Genomic DNA, 21,317 nt, shown 5'->3' with positions numbered 1-21,317 from the left:
ACTTCCTAAGGGGAAGTAAGATTAAAGTAGGGACTATTCAACAGGAATTCAGCCCAAAAACGGCTCAGAATAACCCAATTTGATGACACACATCATTTGGGGCCCACTTTTTCGGAGGTCTCCAAGGAGGAGTGATCTCTCCATTGCTGGCGAACATCTATCTGAATTACTTCGACATTCTATGGGAACGACATGGATGCGGACTTGGGGAGTTGACACGGTACGCAGATGATCTAGTAGTTGTGTGTAAAACGAAGAAAGATGCAGATCGGGCATACCAGCTCATTCAGATGATCATGGAACGACTGGAGCTTACACTGCATCCCACCAAAACACGCATCGTCGGACTATGGACGGGAGAAGAAGGCTTTGACTTTCTCGGCTTGCACCATCGCAAAACGAAAGCGGAGACGTCGCAAGGAAAAGTGTACTACACAACCCAGCAATGGCTAACACGGAAAGCGGAACGCATCCGGGAGGTCGTAAAAGAACGTCTTGCTCCCCCTAGAATGAGGCATAAATCGTTCCGCGAACACGTGGAATGGCTGAATCCAAAGATTCAGGGGTGGAGGAATTACTATTACACGGCCTACAGCCAGTTAAAACTGGCAAAGCTGGACTGGTACATCTTGCAGAGGCTCACGAGATGGTATGCCAAGAAGAAACAGCGCTCAAGATGGATGAGCTCGCTTCAAGAAGCAAGATTTCTGACCAGACAAAATGGACTTAAAACGCTTTTGTGATCTGCATGCACATGAATGACGAACATCGGAAAGCCGTATGAGGGAAAACCTCACGTACGGTTTGATGAGGAGGGGCTGAAAATTTTGAGCCCTTTACTCTAGTTTAAAATTGGCTGGTCTGCGGCTCATCCAATTGGCTGGTTACGAGGCGGCCCAAATCGGGTACAATGGTCTTGTATACACCACCACATTTTAAAAAAAGGGTGAACTGTCATGATGGAGAACCTGAACTTCTTATATGGACTGATTTTCCTGATCGTGCTGATCTCAGCAGGTGCCACCGTCGCCGTCGGCGTGTCCCAGAAAAACAAAGAGGGCAACCCGAAGTACGACCAGAGATCGGCCAAAAATCTGATCCGGCTCACGGTCATTTACGGCATTACGATTATCGGGGGCTATCTGGTTTTCGCTTTGTTCTATGCTTGAGGATTGAGGCTGTTGGCTGTAAGGGGGAGCGCTTGCCATGTGGCATATTGACCGTGAGAGTGACATACCGGTCTACCGGCAAATTGCAGATGATTTGGAACGCCGAATTATGTATGGCGAGCTGCCGCCTGGGTCGGTATTGCCTTCGGAGCGCAAGCTGGCGCAAGAGCTGAAGGTGAACCGAAGCACGATTGTCCAAGCTTATGATGAGCTGCTGGCTACCGGTTTAATCGAGTCGCATCGGGGCAGCGGGCGGAAGGTCGGCACCACCCATTGGGGGATTTCTCCGCTGCGAACGCCGAATTGGAGGCAGTATGCCGAGGGAGGTTCCTTTCTGCCCAATCTCCCAGTGATCCGAAAAATCCGGCACGAAAAGCAGCATCGCAGCACGCTGATCGATATGGCCGGAGGCGAGCTGTCGCCAGACTTATTTCCTGCCGAAGCGCTTAAGCGGATGACGCGGGAGCTGGACTTTGCCGGCTCTCTCGGCTATGCGGATCCGCAAGGGGATGAGGGGCTCCGGGCACGGCTCGTGAGTTATTTGTACGACTATCACCGGATTCGGACCACGGAGGATTCGATCCTGGTCACCTCAGGCTCACAGCAATCGCTGTATCTCATTGCGCAATGCTTGCTGAGTCCAGGCGATGCGGTGGCGGTTGAGGCGCCGTCGTATTATTTTTCCCTGCCGATGTTTCAGTCGGCGGGGCTTCGCTTTATCCGGCTACCGGTGGACGGTGAGGGGATTTGCCCTGACGACATCCCGGAGTTGCATCGGAAGCACCGGCTGCGGATGATCATCGTGAACCCGAACTATCAGAATCCGACCGGTACGGTGATGTCCGCTGAGCGGCGGTTGCGCCTGCTGGAATTGGCCGCCGAGCACGGCATTCCGATCGTCGAGGACGATCCGTTCAGCTTGACGGCCTTTGACGAGGCGCCGCCGCTCCCGCTGAAGGCGCTGGATCGCAGCAGCAGCGTGCTGTATATCGGCTCGATGTCCAAAATCGTCGCCTCCGGGCTGCGGATCGGCTGGCTGGTCGCACCGCAGACGATCGTACAGCGGCTCGCCGATGCGCGGCAGCAGATGGATTTTGGGCTGAGCGTCCTGCCGCAGTGGCTGGCAGCGCAGTATGTGGGCTCCGAGCCCTTCGGGCAGCATCTGACGCAGCTTCGTGAGGCGCTTCGCAGGAAGCGGGATCTGACGGTGGCTATACTGGAGCGTGAGCTGGCTGGGGAGATTTCGTTTTCGGTTCCAAAGGGGGGATTGAACCTGTGGTGCTCACTGCACGGGGAGGTCGATGACAGCCAACTGCTGGAGGCATCGATCCGCCGCGGGATCCTGTACACGCCGGGCAGCGTGTTCGGCTCTGGGCCAGGGCATGCGCGATTCGCGTATGCCCGCCCGCGGGAAGCGGAGCTTGCGCGCGGCCTCGCCGCCTTTGCGGAGGCTTGGCGAGCCGTTCGCGGCTAGCGCGCAGCGCGGAAAACCCGCGCTAGAGCGGGGCCGAGGCGCCCAGGCTGGCGTGCAGCGCGGATTTTCCGCGTACGAGCGACCTGCCGGCGCCGAGGCCAGCGTGCAGCGCGGATTTTCTGCGTACGAGCGACCTGCCGGCGCCGAGGCCAGCGTGCAAAGCGGATATTCCGCGTACGAGCGGCCGCCGGCGCCGAGGCCAGCGTGCAGCGCGGATTTTCCGCGTACGAGCGTCCCGGCAGCGCCGAGGCCAGCGTGCAGCGCGGATATTCCGCGTACGAGCGTTCCGTCGGCGCCGAGGCTGGCGTGCAACGCGGATATTCCGCGTACGAGCGGCCTGCCGGCGCCGAGGCCAGCATGCAGCGCGGATTTTCCGCGTACGAGCGTCCCGTCGGCGCCGAGGCCAGCATGCAGCGCGGATTTTCCGCGTACGAGCGTCCCGTCGGCGCCGAGGCCAGCATGCAGCGCGGATTTTCCGTGTACGATCGTCCCGTCGGCGCCGAGGCCAGCATGCAGCGCGGATTTTCCGCGTACGATCGTCCCGTCGGCGCCGAGGCCAGCATGCAGCGCGGATATTCCGCGTACGAGCGTCCCGTCGGCGCCGAGGCCAGCGTGCAGCGCGGATTTTCCGCGTACGAGCGGCCCGTCAGCGCCGAGGCTAGCGTGCAAAGCGGATTTTCCGCGTACGAGCGACCTGCCGGCGTCCGGGCTAGCATGCAGCGCGGATTTTCCGCGTACGAGCGGCCCGTCAGCGCCGAGGTCAGCGTGCAGCGCGGATTTTCCGCGTACGAGCGGCCCGTCGGCGTCCAGGCCAGCGTGCAACGCGGATATTCCGCGTACGAGCGTCCCGTCGGCGCCGAGGCCAGCGTGCAGCGCGGATTTTCCGCGTACGAGCGTCCACGCCCGCCATCACCGTCGAATAGCTGCTCCTGCAGCAACTAATCTATGCCTAAGTCGCGCCCAAGCGCCAATAGTTGCCCCCGGAGCAGCTATTCCCGCCGGATCCCGCCAACGCCCGCCATCACCGCCGAATAGCTGCTTCCGCAGCAACTAATCCACGCCCGAGTCGCCCCCTAGCGTCAATGGTTACCTCAAGAGCAGCTATTCCCGCCGGATCCCGCCAACGCCCGCCATCACCGTCAAATAGCTGCTCCCGCAGCAACTAATCCACGCCCGAGTCGCCCCCTAGCGCGAATAGTTACCTCAAGGCAGCTATTCCCGCCATATCCCGCCAACGCCCGCCATCACCGCCGAATTGCACGCGCGAGTCGCCCCCAACGCCCCCGCACGCTTGCATCACCTAACAGCTGCCGCCTACCTAACCACCGGCTTCTTCGCTGGAGGATCCGGCTCCACGCCGAACCGCTCCCTCAGCCGATCATACGTGGCACTCGTGACCGTCGCACCAGAGCTCGCCGCGCCACTGCCGCTGACGCTGCCAAGACCGCCGCCGGCCTGCACGCCGCCGTCTTCTCTTCGCGCCTTCAGCGCAGCGATCGCTTGCCGCAAATCGGACTCCTTGGGCACGATGTAAGGGCTTTCCCATTCGCCGTCCAAATGGATGAATTCCATGGTGGCCGGCTTCAGCTTTTGCAGCGATAACACGAAGGTGCGAAGCTGATCGGACGGAATGTCCGTTTTCACGTTGCGGCCGGCAATATCGAGCACGCCGCCCCACTGCGACACGCCGGAGAAGGAGGTCAGCTTATCGATCAGCTTACTCAGCACCTGCTGCTGACGCATATTGCGCTCCAAATCCGATGACTCCTCCGTACCACGGTTCGACTTGCGGTAGCGCAAAAAATCGAGCGTCTGCTTCCCGCTGAGCTTTTGCTGACCTTTTTTCAAATTGATGTTCGTTCCATCCTCATCGTCCACATACTTCATATCCATATCTACGTCCAGCTCCAGCCCACCCAGCTCATCGACGACCTCGCGGAAGCCGTTGAAATCGATCATCACCATGTAATCAATGGGGAGATCGAACATTTGGCTGAACAGCGCCTTCGTCTTGGACAGCGCCGTAACTTGATTCTGATTGTAGTAGTAAGCATAAAAATAATTGATTTTGTGCGGCGACAGCCCCAGCTCCTTCGGCTTCAGCTCCACATCGCGAGGAATCGAAACGATCGTGGCGGAGCTGGTTTTCGGGTTCAAAGTAGCGAGCATCAGCACATCGGTATTCATACTTCCATCGCTGCCTTCCCGGTTATCGAGACCGGTCAACAGAAATGTCATCGGCCTCCACTCCTGGCCCGGCTGCGAAGAGCTGGGGATCGGTGATGCTCCATCTCCCGACGCTCCCGGCTCAAGGGAACCCGGCGCCCCTAAAGACATTTGATTCAGTGCATGATTGGCTTTATAGACTAAATATCCGGAAAAGCCTGCAGCTCCTACCCCTAGCAGGGAGAGACAAAGCAGCGCGGTTTGCAGAACCTTACGCCGCTTAGGCTTACGTCTGGATCTAACCATGGTCCTTCCTCCCGTTTAACTTAGAAGCGACACTGTCATCTACTTTAACGTAACACCTGCAGCAAAAAGTTTCAAATTCCACAAAAATTCGACGCTGACTGTAAAGGTTTTGTTACCCTTTTCTGGATCGCCCCCATTACAATGTATTCAGAACCCCTTGGACGCATTGATTTCCAAGATGGAAAAGGCTATCATTTGGAAAATGCTTGAGATCGGGCAGTTCGAATGAAGCGGATGTACAAGGAGCGAAACGATGCCAATGCGGATAAAATGGGCAGCGCTGCTGCTGCCACTCCTCCTATGCTCGGGCTGTCAGCTGATGCAGCAGCCGCAATCGTATATGCGTTTGCCGAAGCTTCCGGCTGAGCAGGAGGCGCTGAAGGCGACCATTGAACGGACGCTGCCCGCCGGGGCCGTGCTGATCCGTCCACGCAAGGTGAGCGGGAAAGGCATGATTCCGCTGGTGGATCTGGATGGCGATGGACGGGAGGAAGCGGTCTTTTTTTATAAAACGAAAATAAATGACCAAATCCACGGAGAGGTGTGGAAACAAAGCGCCGAAGGCTGGCAGTCCTTCGATAAGTTCGAAGGGGCTGGAAGTGAGCTGGACAGTCTCCAGCTGGAGGACGTCACGCACGACGGCAAGCCGGATGTGATTGCGGCCTATGCGACCTCGTCGCTGACCTCGCCCAAGGGGCTGGCAGTGTACTCCATGGGAAGCGGCAAGCTGACCAAAGCGTTCGATCTGCCGTTTACCGAGCTGGTAATCGATGATTTGAACGGCGACGGCGTCAAGGACATGACGGTGATTGAGCTCAAGGAGCGGGGCTTGGGAGCGACAGCGACGCTGTATCAGTATGACAATGGTCTGGCGAAGCTCGGGAGCGTGAGCTTGGCAGCGGGAATTAACGGTTATATAAACGTGGTGGCAGGAAAAGTGACCAAAGACCGGCGTGGAGTGGTTCTGGATTCGGCCCTCGGTGCTCACTCGTCACAGACGGAGCTGATCGTCTTCGATCAAGGCGGGCTCCGCTCGGTGCTGGATACAAAGCTCACCATGAAAGCCTATACAGGTAAAAGCGAAGACGCCGACCGCGACGGAATTCTAGAGATCGCCGGAATGCGCGCCCCGCTGGGCTATGAAAATAAAGCGCTGGCGGTCACGCCGTGGATTTATACGTTTGCCAAATGGGACGGCGCAGCGGGACTGACTCCGGTGCTGGAGCGGTACGCCAACAATGATAAAGGCTACGAGCTCGACATTCCCGAGCAGTGGAAGCAGCAGTATACGCTGGAGGTAACAGATACCTCTGCGACCTTCTGGACTTACCCGGAGCGAAAGCGGCTGGCAGAAATTCGCACCGTGCCGGTCAAAACGTGGACCGACAATGACGCCGAGTGGACGGTGTTAAGGCGTACGGCGGACAAGGTATATGCCGTGAATCGCGACGCAGCAGGGCTGGCGGACCGGTTCCGTTTACTGTCGGAAATGAATGAAGGGACGTGAGCGGCGTATGAGTAGCATTTTATTACTCGAAGATGAAGACTCGATCCGCAGCTTTATCGTCGTGAATTTGAAGCGTCATGGTCATGACGTGACCGAGGCGGTGACGGGGGATGAGGCGCTGCGCCAGCTGCAGACGAATCCCGGGTTTGATATCGCGCTGCTGGATGTGATGGTGCCGGGCAGCATCGATGGGTTCGAAGTGTGCCGCCGGGTTCGGGAGTTTAATGAGCGGATCGGGATCATATTTTTGACGGCCAAGGTGCAGGAGCAGGATAAAGTGATGGGCTTGTCGCTGGGGGCGGACGATCATGTCGGCAAGCCGTTCAGCCCTGTGGAGCTGATGGCTCGAATCGATTCACTGCTTCGGCGGGTGAATCGCCTAAAGCCTGCCGCATCGGAAGCGGAGGGACGGATCGTCTCCGGGCCGTTTGTCATTTTGCTGGCTCAGATGCAGCTCATCAAGTACGGGCAACGGATCGACCTCACACCAACGGAATTTTCCTTAATCCGCATACTGATGGACAAAGGCCGCACACCGGTCAGCCGCAACGAGCTGCTGGACGAGGTATGGGGCATCCATTACGTAGGCGATCCCAAAATCGTCGACGTAAACATCCGCAGACTGCGGCAAAAGATCGAAGACGACGCATCCAAGCCCAAGTTTATCGAAACTGTCTGGGGCTTCGGCTATCGCTGGCAGGGGGGAGTGGGAGGCCAGTGAAGCGAAAAGGGCTCAAATTTCAGGTCGTTTCCCGCTTTTTGATGGTCGTTTTGCTGACGCTCATTTTGCTGGAGGGCGTATTCTTCGTGGCGGTGCGCCAATTTTACTACAATGGCATCGTCAGCGTGCTGTCTAATCATGCGACGGTGTCCTCGACCTTTTACGCCAAGTATGCCGGGGATTTGTTTTATACGAATTTGAACCAGCATGTGACACGGATTTTGCAAAATTTTGCGTACGAGACGGCGGAGCTTGAGATTGTCGATCCAAGCGGCAAGCTGCTGGCCAGCACCGGGGAGTTTGCAGCTTCCGGGAAGCGGGAGACGAAGGATGTGGCGGAGGCGCTAAAAGGGCAGACCGGCGTATGGACAGGCAGCAATGAGGTAACCGGGGAGCGGATTATGGCGGTGTCGAGTCCGCTGATCGTGCAAGGGCAAACCATCGGCGTCCTCCGGTATGTGACTTCCCTCGAAGAGGTCAATCGCGTGCTGCGCTCGATTTATGCGGTTTCCGCTGGAGTGGGGCTTGTCGTACTTCTGCTGGTGCTGCTTGTCAGCCTGACATTCGCCAGCTCGATGGTGAAGCCGATCAAGCGGATGACGGCGGCAAGCCGGGTCATGGCCAAAGGCCGGTTCGATATCCGGCTGGACACGACGGACGGCAACGAGATCGGGGAATTGGCGGGCACGCTCAATTATATGGCCAGTGAAATTACCCGCAGCGAGGCGCTCAAAAATGATTTTATTTCCTCCCTCTCCCACGAGATTCGAACGCCGCTGAGCAGCATCAAGGGCTGGAGCGAAACGATTCTAACCGGCCCCATGGACGATCAGCAAGAGACGAGGCTTGGCCTGCAAATCATTTCCAAAGAAACCGACCGGCTGATTGGCTTGGTGGAGGAGCTGCTCGATTTTTCCCGCTTGTATCAAAAAAGCACGGTGCTCGAGCTGACTTCCGTGAACTTGAACGAGCTTTTGAGCGAGGTGGTGCTGCAGATGCGTTCCAAGGCCGAGAAAAAGCGAATCGCCATTGCGCTAAGCGGCAATTCCGAGCCTGTGACGGTGAAGGGAGATCGGAATCGCTTGAAGCAGGTGTTCCTGAATTTGGTCGAAAATGCGATCAAATTTACCCCTCCAGAAGGGGGGCAGATCATGGCAAGCTTGTTCCCGGTGGCACCCGAAGCTGAAATGGCTCGGGTGGACGTCAAGGACCATGGCATCGGCATCGCACCAGAGCATTTGGGGAGCATCGAGGGCAAATTTTATCAAGCGGATCCCAAAGCCGAAGGCACAGGACTCGGACTGGCTATCTGCCGGGAGATCATCGATTTACATCGGGGGAGCATGCAGTTTGAATCGACGCTGGGGGAAGGGACGACGGTGAGCGTGCAGCTGCCTTTGGATGGCACGGTATCCTAAGAAGTCAAACGAAGCACGATTGTGGTGCAAAACGAATCCTGCTTTTTAGCCCAACATCCGTGCCTACGTACCGCCAAAACAAAAACCAATCGCATCCCACTCCCAGTGTGCAGACGCAATTGGTTTTTTGTACAAAAGCTTACCCTTTAGAACGCTCCACGAGCCTGGCCGCTTTCTCCCGCACCCATCCGAAGTTGCCTGCCGCAATTTCCTTCAGATTGACGAGCGAGCCGCCGATGCCGACGCCAAAGCAGCCAATGCGCATGAACTCGGCGATGTTCTCCTCGTTCACGCCGCCGACCGCCATCATCGGAATGTGATTCAGCGGGCCCATCAGCTCCTTCAAATACCCGATGCCGAGACTGGCGCCCGGGAAAATTTTCACCGCCGTCGCGCCGGCCTTATGGGCCTTCACGACCTCCGTTGGCGTCATCGCCCCCGGGAAGATCGGCGCGCCGCGCTCCACCGCATAGCGGATCACGTCCTCGTCCGTGTTCGGCGTCACCAGATAAGACGCACCGGCGTCCAACGCCTGCTTCGCGTCCTCCACGTCGAGCACGGTCCCGGCCCCGATGTACATCGTGTCGCCGTAGGCCTCCTGCAGCTTCTCGATCATGCCGAGCGCACCCTCCGTGTTAAGCGTCACTTCCATGACAGGAATGCCCCCATCCTTCAACGCCTCTGCCAAACTGAGAATGTGCTGCTCCTCTACTCCGCGAACGATAGCGACAATTCTTACCGCTTCGATCAGCTTCATGCCCTGCTCTTTGTTCATTGGCTTGTCCTCCGCTCCGATTCTAAGTCGTTCTACGGTGTTCATTATAGCACTGCAGCAGGTGAGGACACCATTTAAATTTACATTCAGAGGCGGGGGTGCAGCGCTTACTTTTTTTTACGCCCGGACTATGATAATCTGTAAGTTAGCGAAATTCAGGAAAAAGAAAGGGCTGTTCTCACATGACAACGAACGAAAAAGTGAAGCTGACATCTTATTCCACCAAAGGCGGCTGCGGCTGCAAAATCGGTCCCGCCGACCTGCAGCAGGTCATCCGCACATTGCCACCTGCACAGCCAGATCCGAATTTGCTGGTGGGTCTCGATACGAGCGATGATGCAGGCGTGTACAAGCTGACCGACGACCTGGCGCTGGTACAGACCGTGGACTTTTTTACCCCGATTGTAGATGATCCGTACGCCTTCGGCCAGGTGGCCGCAGCGAATGCGCTCAGCGATATTTATGCCATGGGCGGCAAGCCATTGACCGTGCTGAACATCGTGGCGTTTCCGATCAAGAAGCTGGACAAAAGCGTGCTCGCAGACATTCTCCGCGGCGCGGGCGATAAAGTCAAAGAGGCTGGCGCGACGCTCGTCGGCGGTCACTCCATCGACGACAACGAGCCGAAGTTCGGGCTCGCCGTCACAGGCCTGGTGCACCCGGCCAAGGCCAAAACCAACGCGGGCGCCAAGCCCGGCGACAAGCTCATTCTGACGAAGCCGATCGGCGTCGGCATCTTAACCACCTCGATCAAGAAGGACGCCTTGACCGAGGAAGAGATCGCGCGGGTCACCCAGGTGATGACCACGCTGAACAAAACCGCGGCCGAAGTGATGGAGCCGTATGACGTGCATGGCTGCACGGATGTGACCGGCTTCGGCCTGTTGGGTCACGCTGCCGAGCTGGCCAAGGGCAGCGGCGTAGGGGTGCGCATCGGCAGAGCGCAGGTGCCGGTACTCCCGCGCGTCCGCGAGCTCGCGGAGGCGGGCTTCGTCCCGGGCGGCACCAAGAACAACTTTGCGCACCTCGAGGGCACCGTCACCTTTGCACAAGAAATTGATCAACTGGATCAATGGATCTTGTGCGACGCGGTGACGTCGGGCGGGCTGCTCATCGCCGTCGCAGCCGAGAAGGCGGACGCGCTGCTCGCAGACCTGCTCAGCGCGGGCGTAGAGGCCGCAATGATCGGTGAAGCGACGTCCGACCATCCCGGAGAGATCCGCGTGTCCGCGTCGCTGTAGCGCGTTTAGCGCACGCAGCCTCGCCATTCGCGTAACTATATCGTCTCAAGGACAAAGGAGCGAAGCCTCTTGTTTCAAGACATCACTGTGCAGGAGCTCTTGGAGCTGCAGAGCAAGCGGGAGCTGGCCCTGATCGACGTCCGCTCGCCCGGCGAGTATCAGGATTTTACGATCCCAGGTAGCTTGAATATTCCACTCTTTACCAACGAAGAACGTTCCGAGATCGGGACGATTTATAAACAAGTGAGCATCCAATCGGCCAAAGACCGGGGGCTGGAGATCGTGTCAGCGAAGCTTCCAGCCTTCATCAAGCAGTTCGAAGCCATTGAGCCGCGCAAAGCGGTGTTTTGCTGGCGGGGCGGCATGCGCAGCCGGACGTCGGCGACGCTGCTGTCGCTCATGGGCATCCGCGTGTACAGGCTGAGCGGAGGGATCCGTGCATACAGGCAATGGGTTGTGAGCGCCTTGGAGTCCTTTGAGTTCAAGCCCAAGGTGATCGTGATCGGCGGAAATACCGGCACTGGCAAAACAGCCATCCTCCACAAGCTGGCCGAGCTCGGTCATCCGGTGCTGGATATCGAGAAGCTGGCGGGGCATCGGGGGTCTATTTTTGGCCAAATCGGGCTCAAGCCGTACAACCAGAAAACATTCGAGTCGATGCTGGTCCACGAGCTGCTTCAGCTGGGTGATCAGCCGTACATCGTGATGGAAGCGGAGAGCCGTCGGATCGGCAAGGTTGTGATGCCTGAGTTTCTCGTGCAAGCCAAAGAGAATGGCCAGCTGATCATGCTGGAGATGCCGATGGAGGAGCGGATTCGCCATATTATGGCGGACTACCTCCCCCACGATCGAAAGGAAGAATGCCTGGCGGCCTTCGAGCACATTCGCCGGCGCATTCATACGCCGATCGCAGCGACCATCGAGCGTCACATGCTGATGAATCAATTCGAGGAGGCCGTCGCGCTGCTGCTGGAGTACTATTACGATCCCAGATATGAGCATGCGGAGGAGCGCTATCCGACCGAGCCGATTCGGATCTCGGCCGAGAATATCGACGATGCCGTGGAACAGATTGAACGGCATATTAAAGCAAGCCAATCCTAAGGCTTCCAGTCCCAGCCCTCGCGCTGGGGCTTTTTTCTTTTCCCGCCAGACCGACGGACGCCCTCCGAAAATTTTTTCCGCGACCTTGTGTCAAGACAAGACCGTCGGTCTTATACTGTAGTATCTCATGGGCATTCGTCTAGAAGCGCTGCATGAAAACACTCACGTTGCACAGAGGACGGGAGGTGAAGACCTTGTGGTGGCAAATCGGGCTGGGGCTGTGCATGCTGGCCTTTTTACTGCTCGTCGTGTACGCCGTGAAGCTGCTTAGGAGCGCCGACGCAGCTATGAAGCAAGCGGATCAAGCGCTGCGCTCCATGCAGCTGCAGATTCAGCAAACCACCGCCGAATCGGAGCGGCTGCTCAAAGCCTCCACGCTAGTGGCGGAGGACTTGCGAAGCAAGCTGGCTGCAGCGGACGCATGGTTCCGGGCGGCGAATGAATCCGGCGAAGCGATTACCAGCGTGTCCCGTTCAGTGAAGTCGATGTCGAAGACGGTAGAGGATACAGTTCAGGAAGCCCGCAGGGCGGTACATAGCAACCAAGACACCGTGAACGACGTCATGGAGCTGACTACGGCAGGACTTCATCTCTGGCACCGCTGGCAGGCGTACAGACAGTCAAAAGCGAAGGAGCGAGAAGACCATGGCAAATAAAAGAGGCAAGGATTTACTGGTAGGGGCAGTGGTAGGGACGGTATTGGGAGCCGTAACGGCACTCTTGTTTGCACCGAAATCCGGGCGTGAGCTGAGAGCGGACATCTCGGAGGGCGTTCAGAACATCAGCGAAAAAACACAGCAAATCGCCGGAGATGTAACGGAAAAATCGAAGCAGCTGGCGACAGACGTCATCGAGAAAACACAAGCCGCAGCAGAAACCATCGGACGTCATACCTCTGAGTGGGCAGGCAAGGCGAAAGATGCAGCGGTTCATGTCAGCAACGAAGTGAAGTCCTGGAGACAAAAAGAGCTTGCGGAAGACGAAGTAGCGGTAGCGGAAGCATCCGTAGCTGCGACAACGGTAGAGCAAGAAGAGCAATAAGTTTAAAAAAGAAACCGCCGAAGGGAAGCCAGACTTCTCCTTGGCGGTTTTGCTTTGTTACCATTTGGATGGATCGATTTTGCTTGGATCGAGGCCTTCCCAAATGTTCTTAATATTGGCCTTCTCCGGCTCATCAAACACAAGCCAAGCGGTTGGAAGGTAGCGTTCGCCGTACTCGCTGGATGGCTTATTGATAATCTTGTTATCCTTCACAAGGACCGTAGAGGAGCCGCCATCCATATTTGCTGCGGTCACAGCGCCGTGCTCGAGGAAAATCTTCTGGATATCAAACAAGGTCGCGCCAATACTATAACCTGGTTGACGGCCGTCCACGATAGCGAACAAAATGGTGCCATCCTCCGTCTGCGCCATACAAGTCCGCGGAGCGATTCCCCAGCCATCGGCTTGATTCTTGATCTGACCGACGCCGTTCACGATAAATTTGGGCGCAAATGTCACCGCTTCCTGCACGCCCATCTTAATCAGCTCGTTCGGAGAATATTTTCCGGCGATCATCCGTCCATCTTTGTCGATCCCGACCATGTGATTCGGAGTATTCATCCCGCCGTCGTTATAAAATACTTTCCCCCCGGACATCACTAGCCCGGTCGGTTGAAACCCGTTGCCCATCCATTCCGGGTCTACGAAGCCGCCGGCATTGACCCCAGCGATCGCACCGAGGCGCTGCACCATGGAAGATACCTTCTCGCCTTTGCCGACCTTCCCTGGGACGGCGATGCGCAGCTTTTTGGGATCGTGAATGATCAGCAGTTGTCCTTTGAAATTCGGCCCTGAGATCGGTTCCATCTCCACGAGATCTTGCTTCGGCGGAACCGGTACGGTTACTGCAGCGGCACCTGTTGGTGTTGGCGTCGCGGTAGGCTTGCGCTCGATATGGACAAGTCCTTTGTCCTGGATGGCAGAATAGCGATCGAATTGGGCCCAGTAGCGCTGCACCCGTCTATCCAGCTCATCGCTGCCGATCAAATATTTGGCCCAGTCCCGGTGCTGCGTCGTAATCAGCGTATCGGCCATCATGAAGCGGATGTTCGAACCGGTCTCCGTGAGGAAAAACCATAAACTAAACAGCATACTAAAAAGAAAGAGTGCAGCCATCGTATAAAAAAAGAGCGTAACCAGACTGGAGGAGCGTCGTTTAGAGGAGGCAGGCTTCTTCTTGCTCGGAGCCGCTGCCGTCTGCACTTGGGGATTGCCGGATAAATTAACGGACATTATCGGCTTCCTTTCAATAATTTGGTAGATAGGCCATCACTCATTAAACGAAAAAGAGAGCAAAAAGTTTCAGTTGGACACTGTCTTTTTGCTCTTAATTTAAATACAGCTGCTTATTCTCTTTCATCAAGAGCTCAAAATCGGACGCCGGAATGGGCTTACTAAAGACGTAGCCTTGAATTTCATCACACCCGTGGGAGATGAGGAATTCAAGCTGATCCTTCGTTTCCACGCCTTCGGCTAGGGATTTGATCTTAAGTCGATGAGACATGGCGATCAAGGCGGTAACGATGGCGGCATTATCTTCATCGGAAGTGACGTCGCGAATAAACGATTGGTCAATCTTTAGCGTATGCACACGGAAGCGCTTCAAATAGCTGAGTGAAGAATAGCCGGTGCCAAAATCATCAATCGAGATGCGAACACCCAGCTGCCTCAGCCTTTGCATCGTATCAATAATGTGAGGGACGTTGTTCATAGCGATATTTTCCGTAATTTCAAGGCAGAGCTGATCCGGTGCCAGTCCTGATTCATGCAAAGCGTCCATGACCAATTGAACAAAATTCACTTGATGAAATTGAATCGCCGAAATGTTGACCGAGACCACCAATGGAGGGTAGCCCATCATTTGCCACACTTTATTTTGCTCACAGGCCTGCTTTAGCACCCAGTTGCCGATCGGATTAATTAAACCGGTTTCTTCTGCGAGCGGAATGAACTCAGCCGGCGACACCAGACCCCATTCGGGATGATTCCAACGAACAAGCGACTCCATGCCGAACACCATACCATTACGAAGATCAATCAGAGGCTGATAGTACACCTCAAACTCATTGCGTTCGAGCGCTTTACGCAGCTGAATCTCCAGGTTGAGCCGGTGAATGGAGCGTTTGTTCATATCCGGCTGATAGTAGTGATACGAATTGCCGCCCTTCTCCTTGGAACGGTAGAGCGCGATGTCCGCATTTTTCAGCAGCGTGTCCGAATCAGCCGCATCATTGGGGAAGATACTGATCCCGATACTGGCGGTGACGAACAACTCATGGGTCTCGATGATAAAAGGTTCCTTCAACATCTCCGGGATCCCCTTGGCGAACTGGGCCGCGTCGTCGATGTTTGAAAGATGATCTAACAATATGATAAACTCGTCCCCGCCGAAACGGGCAGCGACACTGTTTTCGTTGACATAGAGCTGCAGGCGTTGAGCCAGCAGTCGAAGCAGCTGATCTCCAACATGATGCCCCAGAGTATCGTTGATGACCTTGAATCGATCCAAGTCGAAGAACACGACTGCAAGCATATGGCCATTTCGCTTCGCATCTTCAAAGCTTTCATTCAGCCGTTCATCGAACAATAGCCGATTCGGAAGGTCAGTCAGCGAGTCGTGATAAGCCATGTGGGCGATCTTTTCTTCCGCGCGCTTGCGTTCATTCACAGCACGAATCGTAGCGTACGATCGCAGCAGCTGGGCATCGTCGGTTTCATCCATGATTTTTGAAAATAATATCTCATGAAGCTCCGGATCGTGATCCTCGGAAGTAGTGTCAGCCGTTTTGATCAGCTGTACGGCGTTTTCCAAGTGCTCCTTGTGAATCCGTGCAGCGGAAGCCGTTTTTACAGGCTTTTGTTGCTGAGCCGTCAGATAGACAAGACCCTTCTTGTGATCGTATTCTTGAACATGATTTATATTAACAATATTAGCACTGTCTAACAGACGAAACCCGTCCTCAAATAACCATTCCTCCAGATTATCGAATGAGAAGTCAAGGTAATATTGTTCCGTTTTCGTATGGATGATAACTTCGCGGTCCCGAATAAGGTCGATTTTCACTACTTCGCTTGCATCGATAACCAGGACTTCAGACCCTCTTTTGCCATCTCGGGTGACAGGAATCTTTTGCATAGGGATTTCAGCTCCAGGGGAACAAAGATGAGGCTACCGAACCTTGCTCGGCAGCCTGCTAAGTATGTATTACTTTTTTAAAAGTTCTTCGGGAGTTTCAGGACGATTAAAAGTAGCTGTATTTGTAAAAACAAATAAAGAAGCAATAATTAAAAGTGCTGCATTTGCAATCTTAGCTGCCTTAAGCTTCATGTCTCCACCTCCCTTCTAGCATGGATACTAAGTAATATCCGACTCTAGTTAATGTAACTGCTTGCACAATAAAAATAGCTGATAGCATTGACGACTGAATGATAAAATTGCTACATACAATGCAAACACAAATTAATTTGAGAAAAGGATAATATTTCTTGTCAATTTTACTAACGTTCTCTATACCATTTGGGGCTTTTAATAGCATAATTACTAAACTAAAAAAATTCAATCCAAAACCAATATACATGAACTCAAAGTCAATGTGTGCTAAACCAGTTAATAAAACTATTGAAAAAAGACAGCAGGATAGTGAGGAACCTAGATGAACTCCACCACTAAAGTATCTTAAAACTAAGAAACAAATAAGAGTTATTAAAGCCTCTTTCAAATGATGGGTAGCAGAGCAAATCAAAAGCGTCATTAAGAATGAGGTTGCAGAATTTAATAATAAACTTAAAGCATAAAATAGCGCTTTTTCAGAAGCGGCTTCAGGATAAGTATCGCGAATCTTTCTAGCGATTTTCATCGCGGAGTAATCGATGAAGTTCATCTTTTACAGGCCTCTCATATTTATCTACAATAATTTTTTTGTTATGCTTATAAGCTGCAGCTATACCAATTAAAAATATTCCAGCCATTACAATCGAAAGCAGGTTATTAACTGAATCACTGTTTATTGACATTAATTCTATTTGCACAAGAACTAAACTAATTACAAGCACAGCTGATAGAATAAAATTATACCCTTTTAATGCTCTTCTTGATGCTAGATTTTGAACTTTAAAAAGAAAACCTATTTTCCTTCTGCGGAGGAGATAAATGAAAAGTAAAGTAATTACGGTAGAGGCTATTTGCAAAATTGCAAGTGATGTTGCTGAAGTGCGAATTAGCTCCTCATTGTATATGTGAAGCTTCGAGCCAGTCAAAAATACTATGGCTTCTATAATTGTTACAGCTAGAAAACCGGGGATACAGACTAGCATCGAGTAAAATATTGGAAGGCGATAAACAATCATAACTAGTATAATCTCTGTTGTTATCACCGGCATAATTGCAAAATCGCTAAGTTCATTTATATCTCTAAAATAAAATGAAATAAGAGACATGAGCAGCGCTATCCCTGAAATCTTATGTAAATAGTATAAGAATTGAAATCGAAACATGGAGAGTGAGAGAACCATCATTGCTGTTAATTCTATAGTGGAGAAAAAAACCTTTACGAAATAAGAGACTAACATATTTATCTCCCTTAATTAAGTTATTTTAATTGGCAATGATTGCATGTAAAATAGTAAAAAAGTCATATGATTCATTACAAGAAGTATATTAAGTTTAATACACTTTGAAAAGTGTTACAAGCATAAGATGTCGAAACTTGACTGTAAGAAATTTCATTTTGTAAAACCCTTATCATGTTAGACATAATAATAAATTGTTATCAGAGGTGAACATATGAATATTAAAAAAATGATTTATTTAGTAGCATTTTTTATCTTTATGGGGCCAAAGCCTACTAATATTGTTTTTTTTAATAATAAGATTTTTATTGCTTTTGCTCCATTATTTGTTTTGTTAGTTCTCTGGTATTGTTACAAAGAAGAAATTAGGAAGTATAATTTCAATGATATTAAAAATAGAGAATTCTTTTCAATTTTTATAAATTGCCTGCAATTTTCAATATATTCGCAAGCTTTGACAAGCATTATATTAGGTCAATCTGCAGGAGCATATGACAGCATTTTACAAACTTATCTTATCATGCCATTATATGCAATTATGGTTGCACCGCTAGCTGAGGAAATCGTATACCGCAAGATAATATTTAAGTATTTAGATAAACATTTGAATTTTTGGTTATCAGCAAGCATTTCCTCGGTAATTTTTGCTATTGGACATTTTAGTTTGAATCGGTTTTTGGGTTATTTTTTAACTGGAATGATATTTTGTTATTATTATAAAAAATCGCGATCCATTGTACCTTTAATAGCTGCGCATAGCGCGATTAATTTTATTTCTATTTTTGTAGCAACTATAAAATCATGAGTCGTTTGTAAAGTATCTTAGTAGATTTTGATTATAAAGTTCATGATGTATTTTCTAATACTCCATCTCTCTGCGATATGATAAGCGAAATAACGCTAACCACAATAGTGCGATAATAGTATCGGCCAGTATTACATAATGGCTGAAAAAGAAAACAGTTAGATTGGCAACCGCAAGCATTACAAAACTTGTTATAACCCAAAAAATCATTCGCTGATTTAGTTTAACAGCAGCTATGGGTTCTTTTGAGCGGGTATTAACGAATGAAAAACCAAATCTATACTTCTGCAAAATGTAAGACAAAATGATATTAAGTACAACAATAGCATAGGCAAGTCGGAATTCTTCACTTTGTAAATATTCCAACGTACTCTGCATACTGAAAAACTTAAACGCGAAAGTGGTAAAGAACTCAAAAAATACTTGAATGCAGTAAACAAAAACAACGATTAATATCGCATGTAGTAGGCGAAATCTAAAAATCAGATAGAGGCAGATAGAAGCAGCAATAGGTTGTATGAGTGCTGATAAATAAGTCACTTTATACAACTGAAGCAAAGTGGAGATATAAACAAGTGGCACCAATGACAGCGCAATTTGAGTTACAAAACTCAATACTTTCATACGAAATAACGATAAGCCTAGGATACAAAAACTAGTCCAAAACAAACTAAAGAAAATGGTTAATTCAATAATATTTGCCACAGTTACACCCCTACTCCGACATTTCTCTACGATAAGCCAACTGCAAAAGCAGCAGCCAAGTGATCGATATGAAAGGTATTACTACCAATGTATACTTGCTCATAAAATGTAAAGTGAGACTAGCGAGACCAATAACAAAAATTCAAGAAGAACGATTGCAATCATCTTTTGGCTAATGGTCCTGTAATCATATCTATGGGATTCGCGGGGATGAATAAAAACCCCCATCGAAGCTTTTGAAATACGTAAATAAATAACGCCATTGCAGCAATCAATATTAAGCTGACAGAAAACAAGGCATCGTCTTTAAAATCCTACTCCTCCAAATCCTTACGAAAAGCCACCCGCAAAAGCAGCAGCCAAATGAATAGCACCATCAGCATGGTCCATATGTAAAATTGGTTCTTGTAGTATACGGCCAAGCTGGATAAGCCAATAAAGAAGAAGCAGGAAAAGACGAACGCGAGCAGCTTCTCATTGCCGTTTTTGAAGCCAATGGGTTGTTTACTCGACCGAGGAATGAATGAAAATCCCCAACGCTGTTTGATCAAAACATAAATTAGGAGGAAGTTCATGATGCTGATCAGGAACCCGACGGAGAACTGATTGTCTTCCTTCAAGTTGTGGAGCACCTGATTCATATCAAACCAGGTAACAGCATAGTTTAATAGAAACTCCCATACAATGTTTACAGCAAATGGAATGACTACCATAATAAGAGAAAATACCCATTTAAAGCGAAAAATCAGCCCGAAGCACGCAATCGCGCATAGGGGCTGAATAATGGCGGTTAAATCAACTAGACCAAAGATTTGAAGCATGACGGATATGAAGGTTAAGGGTATTACCGATAGGATCAACGGTGTTATGTATGAAGTCCATTGGAAGCGGAAGAACGTAAGGCCCAGTACCAGCATCGACCACCAGATTAAGATATAAAGAAATACGTATTCCATTGGACTGATATTGCCCATCATTTAATCTCCTTGTGCCTTGGACGGCAGAACTTAAATATTTTTCTCTGTTGCCGAGAAGGACACTGTTTTTCTGGTTTTGCCGAAGGAGATCTCAAGACTCTTGCCCGTATTGTTAGCTACTTTACGCAAGATGAGGTCATGATATTTCCGCTGTCGAATGGCCGAGATCGTGACGCTCGAGCCTGCACCTTCCTCGTCGAAGTAAATCAGACCCTTGCGCTCATCATACTTGCGGATATGATTGAAATTCACGTACAAATCCATATCCATCTTCTTGAACTCGTGCTCTTCCAGCTGGTCCAAGAACGAGCTGAAATCAATCAGCGATTCAATGCTCTGGCATATTTTGATCTTATGAGTGTAGTATGTAATTTCCTTGGCACCGAGTTCGATATAATGAACGCTTGGCAAGTCCACATTGGCGGATTGCTTCGTAGGCGCATTGTGAAGATCGCCGCTTACCAGATGGCCGGCTTTTATCATCAGCTCCGTGTAAGGATAGCCATATGCGGCGGAAAGTTTCTGTAACGTATCTGGAGATGGAGTAATGCGGTCGTTCGTCGAACGGTTTCGTTCCAGCTCGAGATCACGGATATACGCATGAGAAAGCCCGCTTTTTCTAGCTGCCTCTCTTAAAGACATGACTCCTCGAAGATTTTCAAGAAATTTGCCAAAATCAGGGATAGGTTGTCCCATCCTGTTCAACTCCCCTCTAATTGCTATTGTAAAGGACAAAAGTCCTAAAAGGAATAGGATTCTAAAAAAACGTTAATCTGATTAACTAACTCTTGACTCCATGTAATATCGATACTACATTAGAAATAGTATATTTTTTTTGAGTATGGAGGGAGGGAGCAATAGTGAGAGACAAGATCATGAACCGTTGGAGCACTTATGAACCCTTCTATGTAAGCTTTAACGGCTATAAAGTAGCGGATATCGTGATCACAAGCCACGCGCTGAGCCGATGGGACGAACGTGTGGAAAGCGACCAAGGCGGTATTGAGCATATATGCGAATTTCTGTGGGACAAATTGAAGCATGAGCGCATTGTACCGTATTACGCGAACGAGAAGGATGTTTATTTGATAGATGACGATTTGGTTATGGTCGCAGAGTTTCTCGAGATGAAGGATGAAATCGATATCGCTGGTAATCCGCTGCACAAGATGGTTGTAGTGACGTTCCTTGGACGCGTATCCCAGGATATTCAACTGCGTGATCTAAAGGCTTACTACTCCTGGCTGCGGCATACGCGTCGAATGACGCTGGTCAAACATGGACGAAAACGCAAGTAAACATAGATCGCTTCACATGAAAAGAGGCTGTCCCTGTGGTC

General features: G+C 51.2%; 23 protein-coding genes. 13 read left to right on the top strand and 10 right to left on the bottom strand.

Annotated features, from left to right (window positions below):
* Positions 1–131: 131 nt before the first annotated feature.
* The 4 genes from FPZ49_RS27955 (at position 132) to FPZ49_RS27940 (ending at position 3,585) form a co-directional block, all read left to right on the top strand.
* Entirely contained in the window at positions 132–743 is a 612-nt protein-coding gene (locus tag FPZ49_RS27955) for a reverse transcriptase domain-containing protein (protein WP_261381665.1), read from the top strand.
* A 213-nt stretch (positions 744–956) separates the two neighbouring features.
* Positions 957–1,169 carry a hypothetical protein gene (locus tag FPZ49_RS27950; RefSeq protein WP_261381664.1) on the top strand — a complete coding sequence of 71 codons (213 nt, stop codon included), beginning with the start codon at positions 957–959 and terminating at the stop codon, positions 1,167–1,169.
* 37 nt (positions 1,170–1,206) lie between these two features.
* Positions 1,207–2,643, top strand: a complete 1,437-nt coding sequence (gene pdxR, locus FPZ49_RS27945) for a MocR-like pyridoxine biosynthesis transcription factor PdxR (protein WP_144853417.1) — start codon at positions 1,207–1,209, stop codon at positions 2,641–2,643.
* A 204-nt stretch (positions 2,644–2,847) separates the two neighbouring features.
* Positions 2,848–3,585, top strand: a complete 738-nt coding sequence (locus tag FPZ49_RS27940) for a hypothetical protein (RefSeq protein WP_144853416.1) — start codon at positions 2,848–2,850, stop codon at positions 3,583–3,585.
* A gap of 372 nt (positions 3,586–3,957) precedes the next feature.
* Here the strand turns inward: FPZ49_RS27940 and FPZ49_RS27935 are convergent, their stop codons facing one another.
* On the bottom strand, positions 3,958–5,115 hold the full coding sequence (locus FPZ49_RS27935) for an LCP family protein (RefSeq protein WP_144853409.1): 1,158 nt from the start codon (positions 5,113–5,115) through the stop codon (positions 3,958–3,960).
* A 253-nt stretch (positions 5,116–5,368) separates the two neighbouring features.
* On the opposite strand from FPZ49_RS27935, the gene FPZ49_RS27930 reads away from it, so the two are divergent.
* The 3 genes from FPZ49_RS27930 to FPZ49_RS27920 are packed head-to-tail and all read left to right on the top strand — an operon-like array spanning position 5,369 to position 8,761.
* Positions 5,369–6,622, top strand: coding sequence for a hypothetical protein (locus tag FPZ49_RS27930; RefSeq protein ID WP_261381663.1), 1,254 nt, complete (start codon positions 5,369–5,371; stop codon positions 6,620–6,622).
* Positions 6,623–6,629: 7 nt separating this feature from the next.
* Positions 6,630–7,343 carry a response regulator transcription factor gene (locus tag FPZ49_RS27925; protein ID WP_144853407.1) on the top strand — a complete coding sequence of 238 codons (714 nt, stop codon included), beginning with the start codon at positions 6,630–6,632 and terminating at the stop codon, positions 7,341–7,343.
* Positions 7,340–8,761, top strand: a complete 1,422-nt coding sequence (locus tag FPZ49_RS27920) for a sensor histidine kinase (protein ID WP_261381662.1) — start codon at positions 7,340–7,342, stop codon at positions 8,759–8,761. Before FPZ49_RS27925 ends, FPZ49_RS27920 begins: the two co-directional genes overlap by 4 nt.
* Positions 8,762–8,900: 139 nt before the next feature.
* Here the strand turns inward: FPZ49_RS27920 and FPZ49_RS27915 are convergent, their stop codons facing one another.
* Positions 8,901–9,536, bottom strand: coding sequence for a bifunctional 4-hydroxy-2-oxoglutarate aldolase/2-dehydro-3-deoxy-phosphogluconate aldolase (locus tag FPZ49_RS27915; protein WP_144853404.1), 636 nt, complete (start codon positions 9,534–9,536; stop codon positions 8,901–8,903).
* A 182-nt stretch (positions 9,537–9,718) separates the two neighbouring features.
* On the opposite strand from FPZ49_RS27915, the gene selD reads away from it, so the two are divergent.
* The 4 genes from selD to FPZ49_RS27895 all read left to right on the top strand — a co-directional run bounded on the left by selD (position 9,719) and on the right by FPZ49_RS27895 (position 12,922).
* Positions 9,719–10,777 carry a selenide, water dikinase SelD gene (selD, locus tag FPZ49_RS27910; RefSeq protein WP_144853403.1) on the top strand — a complete coding sequence of 353 codons (1,059 nt, stop codon included), beginning with the start codon at positions 9,719–9,721 and terminating at the stop codon, positions 10,775–10,777.
* Between the two features lie 69 nt (positions 10,778–10,846).
* Positions 10,847–11,881, top strand: a complete 1,035-nt coding sequence (gene mnmH / locus FPZ49_RS27905) for a tRNA 2-selenouridine(34) synthase MnmH (protein ID WP_144853401.1) — start codon at positions 10,847–10,849, stop codon at positions 11,879–11,881.
* 194 nt (positions 11,882–12,075) lie between these two features.
* Positions 12,076–12,537, top strand: a complete 462-nt coding sequence (locus FPZ49_RS27900; RefSeq protein ID WP_144853398.1) for a DUF948 domain-containing protein — start codon at positions 12,076–12,078, stop codon at positions 12,535–12,537.
* Complete coding sequence (locus tag FPZ49_RS27895; RefSeq protein ID WP_144853396.1) at positions 12,527–12,922, top strand: YtxH domain-containing protein; 396 nt, start codon at positions 12,527–12,529, stop codon at positions 12,920–12,922. Before FPZ49_RS27900 ends, FPZ49_RS27895 begins: the two co-directional genes overlap by 11 nt.
* Positions 12,923–12,979: 57 nt before the next feature.
* Here the strand turns inward: FPZ49_RS27895 and FPZ49_RS27890 are convergent, their stop codons facing one another.
* The 5 genes from FPZ49_RS27890 to FPZ49_RS27870 all read right to left on the bottom strand — a co-directional run bounded on the left by FPZ49_RS27890 (position 12,980) and on the right by FPZ49_RS27870 (position 17,359).
* The gene (locus FPZ49_RS27890) at positions 12,980–14,155 is read right to left on the bottom strand and encodes a phosphodiester glycosidase family protein (RefSeq protein WP_144853393.1); all 1,176 of its coding nucleotides are present in this window, start codon (positions 14,153–14,155) and stop codon (positions 12,980–12,982) included.
* A 94-nt stretch (positions 14,156–14,249) separates the two neighbouring features.
* Positions 14,250–16,058: a putative bifunctional diguanylate cyclase/phosphodiesterase gene (locus FPZ49_RS27885; protein WP_144853391.1), complete on the bottom strand. Its 1,809-nt coding sequence runs from the start codon at positions 16,056–16,058 to the stop codon at positions 14,250–14,252.
* 69 nt (positions 16,059–16,127) lie between these two features.
* On the bottom strand, positions 16,128–16,250 hold the full coding sequence (locus FPZ49_RS27880; protein ID WP_144853389.1) for a cyclic lactone autoinducer peptide: 123 nt from the start codon (positions 16,248–16,250) through the stop codon (positions 16,128–16,130).
* Positions 16,240–16,803 carry an accessory gene regulator B family protein gene (locus FPZ49_RS27875; RefSeq protein ID WP_144853387.1) on the bottom strand — a complete coding sequence of 188 codons (564 nt, stop codon included), beginning with the start codon at positions 16,801–16,803 and terminating at the stop codon, positions 16,240–16,242. The genes FPZ49_RS27880 and FPZ49_RS27875 overlap by 11 nt, the downstream gene beginning before the upstream one ends.
* Positions 16,766–17,359, bottom strand: a complete 594-nt coding sequence (locus FPZ49_RS27870) for a hypothetical protein (protein ID WP_261381660.1) — start codon at positions 17,357–17,359, stop codon at positions 16,766–16,768. Before FPZ49_RS27870 ends, FPZ49_RS27875 begins: the two co-directional genes overlap by 38 nt.
* 346 nt (positions 17,360–17,705) lie before the next feature.
* Here FPZ49_RS27870 and FPZ49_RS27865 point away from each other — a divergent pair, with 346 nt between their 5' ends.
* Positions 17,706–18,296 carry a CPBP family intramembrane glutamic endopeptidase gene (locus FPZ49_RS27865; RefSeq protein ID WP_144853383.1) on the top strand — a complete coding sequence of 197 codons (591 nt, stop codon included), beginning with the start codon at positions 17,706–17,708 and terminating at the stop codon, positions 18,294–18,296.
* Positions 18,297–18,350: 54 nt separating this feature from the next.
* Here FPZ49_RS27865 and FPZ49_RS27860 read toward each other — a convergent pair whose 3' ends face one another.
* The 3 genes from FPZ49_RS27860 to FPZ49_RS27850 form a co-directional block, all read right to left on the bottom strand.
* Positions 18,351–19,001 (bottom strand): hypothetical protein, encoded by a 651-nt coding sequence (locus FPZ49_RS27860; RefSeq protein WP_144853381.1) that lies wholly within the window; start codon positions 18,999–19,001, stop codon positions 18,351–18,353.
* 314 nt (positions 19,002–19,315) lie between these two features.
* Positions 19,316–19,978: a hypothetical protein gene (locus FPZ49_RS27855; RefSeq protein WP_144853379.1), complete on the bottom strand. Its 663-nt coding sequence runs from the start codon at positions 19,976–19,978 to the stop codon at positions 19,316–19,318.
* A 30-nt stretch (positions 19,979–20,008) separates the two neighbouring features.
* Positions 20,009–20,674 (bottom strand): helix-turn-helix domain-containing protein, encoded by a 666-nt coding sequence (locus FPZ49_RS27850; RefSeq protein WP_144853377.1) that lies wholly within the window; start codon positions 20,672–20,674, stop codon positions 20,009–20,011.
* Between the two features lie 164 nt (positions 20,675–20,838).
* On the opposite strand from FPZ49_RS27850, the gene FPZ49_RS27845 reads away from it, so the two are divergent.
* Positions 20,839–21,276 (top strand): hypothetical protein, encoded by a 438-nt coding sequence (locus FPZ49_RS27845; RefSeq protein ID WP_144853375.1) that lies wholly within the window; start codon positions 20,839–20,841, stop codon positions 21,274–21,276.
* Positions 21,277–21,317: the final 41 nt, after the last annotated feature.

Source organism: Paenibacillus cremeus, assembly GCF_007786445.1.
GTDB lineage: Bacteria > Bacillota > Bacilli > Paenibacillales > NBRC-103111 > Paenibacillus_G > Paenibacillus_G cremeus.
Note: the sequence above shows the minus strand (reverse complement) of the source record. Positions and strands in the feature narration are given on the sequence as shown.